General features: G+C 58.6%; 7 protein-coding genes and 1 tRNA gene. 6 read left to right on the forward strand and 2 right to left on the reverse strand.

The features are described 5' to 3' along the window. Positions 1–183: 183 nt before the first annotated feature. The 3 genes from ACTM82_RS08745 to proC all read left to right on the forward strand — a co-directional run bounded on the left by ACTM82_RS08745 (position 184) and on the right by proC (position 2,443). On the forward strand, positions 184–1,122 hold the full coding sequence (locus tag ACTM82_RS08745) for an SPFH domain-containing protein (RefSeq protein WP_441054310.1): 939 nt from the start codon (positions 184–186) through the stop codon (positions 1,120–1,122). 6 nt (positions 1,123–1,128) lie between these two features. Continuing rightward, positions 1,129–1,599: a 23S rRNA (pseudouridine(1915)-N(3))-methyltransferase RlmH gene (gene rlmH, locus ACTM82_RS08750; protein ID WP_370450649.1), complete on the forward strand. Its 471-nt coding sequence runs from the start codon at positions 1,129–1,131 to the stop codon at positions 1,597–1,599. Positions 1,600–1,672: 73 nt separating this feature from the next. Further along, positions 1,673–2,443, forward strand: a complete 771-nt coding sequence (gene proC, locus ACTM82_RS08755) for a pyrroline-5-carboxylate reductase (protein WP_427748301.1) — start codon at positions 1,673–1,675, stop codon at positions 2,441–2,443. Between the two features lie 156 nt (positions 2,444–2,599). Here proC and ACTM82_RS08760 read toward each other — a convergent pair whose 3' ends face one another. Next, positions 2,600–2,773 (reverse strand): DUF6724 family protein, encoded by a 174-nt coding sequence (locus ACTM82_RS08760; protein WP_195838594.1) that lies wholly within the window; start codon positions 2,771–2,773, stop codon positions 2,600–2,602. A 111-nt stretch (positions 2,774–2,884) separates the two neighbouring features. Between ACTM82_RS08760 and serS the strand changes: the two genes are divergently transcribed. From serS to ACTM82_RS08775, 3 genes are all read left to right on the forward strand, one after another. Next, the gene (gene serS, locus ACTM82_RS08765) at positions 2,885–4,168 is read left to right on the forward strand and encodes a serine--tRNA ligase (protein WP_427729163.1); all 1,284 of its coding nucleotides are present in this window, start codon (positions 2,885–2,887) and stop codon (positions 4,166–4,168) included. Positions 4,169–4,342: 174 nt separating this feature from the next. Next, positions 4,343–4,720: a hypothetical protein gene (locus ACTM82_RS08770; protein ID WP_441054307.1), complete on the forward strand. Its 378-nt coding sequence runs from the start codon at positions 4,343–4,345 to the stop codon at positions 4,718–4,720. A 74-nt stretch (positions 4,721–4,794) separates the two neighbouring features. Continuing rightward, a tRNA-Arg gene (locus ACTM82_RS08775) sits at positions 4,795–4,871 on the forward strand. Positions 4,872–5,046: 175 nt separating this feature from the next. On the opposite strand, the gene ACTM82_RS08780 is transcribed toward ACTM82_RS08775, so the two are convergent. Next, a partial coding sequence (locus ACTM82_RS08780; protein ID WP_441088545.1) for a hypothetical protein occupies positions 5,047–5,259 on the reverse strand: 213 nt, incomplete at its 5' end.

The raw sequence follows: 5,259 nt of genomic DNA on the forward strand, positions 1-5,259 counted from the left end.
CGGCAGGCGGGCGAAGCCGGTGCGGATCCGCGCAGCGGATACGCGGACGTCCTTTCGCCCGCACCATTGATTGAAAGAGCTCCCAGCAATGGGAGCTTTTTTGTTATGGGCTTCCTGATGGTGTCACATGGCTGCTTTGTGCGGGTATCCTAGTGCCAACGTGTGCCCATCGGAGGAGAGACCATGCTGTTATCCGGTATTATCGCTGCCCTTACGAGCCTTCTACTTCCCATCATCATTTTGTTGCTACTGCTTCCCAACGCCTGCTACGTCGTTGAACAGCAGCATGCTGTGATCATCGAGCGCCTGGGCAAGTTTAACCGCATCGTCAACGCGGGTTTCCACATGAAGGTGCCCGTGATCGACCGCAAGGCCGCCACGGTGAGTCTGCGCACCATGAAAAACGGTTTTGGGATCGACGTTAAGACCCAGGACAACGTGACTGTCGGCCTTGAGGTCTCTGCTCAGTACCACGTGAGCTATGACATGGGAGCCGGCCCGGCAGATTCGGGCATCTACAAGAGCTACTACATGCTGCAGGAGCCCGTCGACCAGATGCGCGACTTCATTACCGATGCCCTGCGCTCTTCCATCCCTGTCTATACCCTTGATGAGGTCTTTGCCAAGAAGGATGACATTGCCAAGGACGTCAACGCCACCGTATCCGAGCAGATGGCCGCCTACGGCTTTACCCTCGTGTCGACGCTCATCACCAAGATCGCGCTGCCGACCGAGGTCGAGAACTCTATGAATGACATCAACGCCGCCCAGCGTAAGCGCGCTGCTGCGCAGGAGCTCGCTGAGGCCGACCGCATCAAGCGCGTTACCGAGGCGACCGCCGAGGCCGAGGCAATGGAAAAGGCGGGCGAAGGCATCGCCAACCAGCGCAAGGCCATCGCGCTGGGTATCAAGGATTCGCTCGAGATTATCCAGGAGACGGGCGTCGGCAACGATGAGGCCAACCAGCTGTTCATGTTTACGCAATGGTCCGAGATGATGACGGAGTTCGCTCGCACGGGTAAAACATCGACGGTCGTGCTGCCGAGCGACTTTTCGCAGTCGGCCTCTATGTTCGAGCAGATGCTGACCGCCGGCAAAGTTCAAAACGATTCGAAGGAGTAGGCGCGCGTGAAGTGCACCGTTGTATGCGTCGGTAAGCTCAAAGAGCGTTTTTGGAAGGATGCCTGCGCCGAGTACACCAAGCGCCTGGGCGCCTATGCCAAGGTGGATATGCGCGAGGTGGCCGATATCGACCCGGCCAAGGCGGGCGGCGTGGATGCCGCGCGCGACAAGGAGGGAGCGGCGATTCTTGCAGCCCTGCCGCCCCGAGCGCATGTGATCCTGCTGGCCATTGAGGGCAAAGAGCGCTCGAGTGAGGAACTCTCGGCGCGGCTCGATGATCTTATGTTGCGAGGCAACAGCGACATCGCCTTTGTGATTGGCGGATCGGACGGCGTGAGCGACGATGTTCGCTCACGAGCTGACGAAATGCTCAGCTTTGGACGCATTACCTTGCCGCATAACTTGGCGCGCGTGGTGCTGCTGGAGCAGGTCTACCGCGCCTGCAAGATTAGCCGTGGCGAGCCGTATCACAAATAGGTCGGCAACACGAAACAATGCCGTGGGACAATAGCTCTCGATTTGAAGAATCTGTCTGAGAGGATTATGAGATATGAAGATTGGATTTGTCGGTTTTGGCAATATGGCGAGCGCTATGGCCGATGGCTGGATTGCCGCCGGTGTGGCTGCGAGCGACATGTGTGCCTGCGCGGGCCGCTACGATGCCCTGGTTGAGCGCTGTGAGGCGCGTGGGATACTTGCCTGTCGTGATGCGGCGGAGGTTGTCGCTGTATCCGATATCGTGGTTGCTGCGGTCAAGCCGTACATGATCGAGAAGGTCTTCGCTCCGCTCAAGGATACTCTTGCCGATAAGGTCGTCCTTTCGGTCGCCTGGACTTGGGACAGTGTCAAGTGGGAGCAGGTTCTGCCGGGTGTCGCGCACATCTCGACGGTCCCCAATACACCGGTTTCGGTGGGCGAGGGCGTCATCGCCTGCGAGAAGTCCTCTACGCTCAACGGCGAGCAGCGTGCCGTGGTGCTCGACCTGCTCGGAAAGATTGGCACTGTCGTTGAGCTCGATACGAGCTTGCTGTTTGTGGGCGGTACCGTGGGCGGTTGCGCCCCGGCATTTGTTGCCATGGCGATTGAGGCCCTGGGCGACGCGGCCGTCAAGCACGGCATTCCGCGCGCCGACGCCTATCGCATTGTGAGCCAGATGGTTCTGGGTACGGCGAAACTGCAGCTTGCAACTGGGCAGCATCCTGCGGCGATGAAGGATGCCGTGTGCTCGCCCGGCGGCGCAACCATCAAGGGCGTCGTCGCGCTCGAGGACGCCGGCATGCGCAGCGCCCTGGTCAAGGCCATCGACGCCACCCTTCAGTAAACCTGCCATTTAGGGACAGGTTTATTTTGGCAGGTTTTTCCTGCGGTTTTATCTCTATAGCGAAAAGCGCCCCGCAACCGGGTTGATACCGGTTGCGGGGCGCTTGCGTTTGCCCAGATAAAACCGACCAAAATAAACCTGTCCCTAAATGGCAGGTTAGTCCCAGAAGCTGTCTTGATCTTCTTCGGATTTGGGCCCGCGGTCGACGTAGAGCTTATGGGTGCGCTTCTCCATTACAAAGGCAAGAATCGCAAACAGCAGGATGCCGCCGGCGAAAAGGATGGCAAAACCGGTGCGGGTGCCAAACAAAAAGGAAAAAACTGCGTCCATTGGGTGCCTTCTTGCGTAGTTGAGTTGGGTCGTAAACGCTCATAAGTATATACTTGCCCATACATGTACAAGGTTGCAACCTAAATGGAATGTATATCGCCGGAGGATCTAATGCTTGATATCAAGTTTGTTCGCGAGAACCCCGATGCCATCGATACCGCCATGGCTAACCGCCAGACGTCTTGGGATCGCGAGAAGTTCTTTGAGCTCGACGATGAGCGTCGTGCCGTCATCACCGAGGTCGAGGAGCTCCAGGCCACGCGTAATGCCGAGTCCAAGAAGATCGGCGCCCTGATGAAGGAGGGCAAGAAGGACGAGGCCGAGGCCGCCAAGGAGGCCGTGCGCGCCGTCAACGAGAAGATCGACGGTCTGGCCGAGCGCCGCACCGCTCTCGAGCAGGAGCAGTACGACTTTATGGCTCACCTGCCCAACATTCCTTGCGAGGCCACCCCGTACGGCAAGGACGAGGACGAGAACATCGAGCGCCGTCGTTGGGGCACCCCACGCGTGTTCGACTTCGACTTTAAACCGCACTGGGATCTGGGCACCGACCTCGACATCCTCGACTTCGAGCGCGGCAACAAGCTCTCCGGTAGCCGCTTCACCGTTCTCGGTGGCGCCGGCGCCCGTCTGGAGCGCGCCCTCATCAACTTCTTTCTCGATACGCACACCAGCCGTGGTTTTAAGGAGTGGTGGCCGCCCATCGTCGTCAAGCGTCAGACCATGTTTGGCACGGGCCAGCTGCCCAAGTTCGAGGACGACGCCTATCATGTCTCGGGCGATAACTTCCTGATCCCCACCGCCGAGGTCGTGCTTACCAACCTGCACGCCGGTGAGGTTCTCGATGCCGACACCCTGCCGCGCCGCTACACCGCCTTCACCCCCTGCTTCCGCGAGGAGGCCGGCTCCGCTGGTCGCGACACCCGCGGCATCATCCGCCAGCACGAGTTCGACAAGGTCGAGATGGTCAAGTTTGCCAAGCCGGAGGAGTCCGACGAGGAGCTCGAGAGCATGACCGCCGAGGCCGAGTTCCTGCTTCAGCAGCTGGGTCTTCCGTATCGCGTGATTAGCCTGTGCACCGGCGACCTGGGCTTCTCTGCCCGTCAGACCTACGACATCGAGGTCTGGCTGCCGAGCTACAACGCCTACAAGGAGATTAGCTCCTGCTCCAACTGCGGCGACTTCCAGGCTCGCCGCGCCAACATCAAGTATCGCGATCCCGAGAACTTCAAGGGCTCGCGCTACCTGCACACCCTTAACGGTTCCGGTCTACCGGCTGGCCGCACCATGGCCGCCATTCTGGAGAACTACCAGAACGCCGACGGCACCATTACGATCCCCGAGGTTCTGCGTCCTTACATGGGCGGCCTCGAGAAGATCGAGCCGGTCGCGTAGGTTTGCTGCATAAGCGATTTGCGGGGGCGCCCCTATCCGGGGCGCCTTTTTTTGTGCGCGGAGCCTTACCATGTCGCGCGGACAGCTCAATAGAAAACACACGAACAAGTGTTCTGTATACGGTCGTCTACCTGCTATGCTTTTACTAGATACGAGCGAGAGAAGGGGGATGTGATGGACCTGTTTGATGAGCGGGTAGTTTTGTTTGAGAGCGATGAAGGTGGGGAGCACCTGCTAGTTACGTGTGAGCCATCGGGTATGGGTGGCTTGGTGGTGAGGCAAACGAGCGAGGGTCCGTTGACCCAATGGTGCTTTGAGGAGTCGACACATGTAGTTGAGACCTTTGTGACGCACGAAGGGCTTGCAACACTCGAACGGTTCTATGGAGTCGGGACTTCTAACCAGGTGGCACGCATGCTGAGTATCTCGTTTGCCGGGTATGATTGCGCCCAGCGGGTGCGCTCGCTATTGAAGGAACTCGGTGTTGGGTTCGATGTGGTTGAAAAGCCAATCGATCGTATGGGAAACGGTGATACATGCGGAGCTGCATGAGGAAAATGGTCTAGAAAAAAATCAAGATTGTGCTTGACTCCAATTAACTAAAATGGTTTCATATGTCTTGCGCTGCGGCGTTACCTCAGCTGGATAGAGGGTCTGACTACGAATCAGAACGTCATAGGTTCGAATCCTATACGCCGCACCAATTGACTTTAAAGCTCCCGGCAACGGGGGCTTTTCTTTTTTGGAAGCCATGCATGGATTCGAACCTCGGTCGAGGCGCGAGCGTAAGGAAAACGCGGAGCGTTTTTAGCGAGCGGGCGAGCGCGCCGGCAGGCGGGCGAAGCCGGTGCGGATCCGCGAAGCGGATGCGCGGAATCCTATACGCCGCACCAATCGAACTTGAAGCCTCCGGCAACGGGGGCTTTTCTTTTTTGGAAGCCATGCATGGATTCGAACCTCGGTCGAGGCGCGAGCGTAAAGAAAACGCGGAGCGTTTTTAGCGAGCGGGCGAGCGCGCCGGCAGGCGGGCGAAGCCGGTGCGGATCCGCGAAGCGGATGCGCGGAATCCTATACGCCGCACCAATCGAACT

The sequence above is a fragment of the Collinsella sp. HCP3S3_E5 genome, assembly GCF_052067635.1.
Classification (GTDB): Bacteria; Actinomycetota; Coriobacteriia; order Coriobacteriales; family Coriobacteriaceae; genus Collinsella.

What these genes read in the sequence shown, in the direction of transcription:
- ACTM82_RS08745 (WP_441054310.1), top strand. Translation starts at nt 184, where the DNA reads ATGCTGTTATCCGGTATTATCGCTGCCCTTACGAGCCTTCTACTTCCC.
- proC (WP_427748301.1), top strand. Translation starts at nt 1,673, where the DNA reads ATGAAGATTGGATTTGTCGGTTTTGGCAATATGGCGAGCGCTATGGCC.
- ACTM82_RS08760 (WP_195838594.1), bottom strand. Translation starts at nt 2,773, where the DNA reads ATGGACGCAGTTTTTTCCTTTTTGTTTGGCACCCGCACCGGTTTTGCC.
- serS (WP_427729163.1), top strand. Translation starts at nt 2,885, where the DNA reads ATGCTTGATATCAAGTTTGTTCGCGAGAACCCCGATGCCATCGATACC.
- ACTM82_RS08770 (WP_441054307.1), top strand. Translation starts at nt 4,343, where the DNA reads ATGGACCTGTTTGATGAGCGGGTAGTTTTGTTTGAGAGCGATGAAGGT.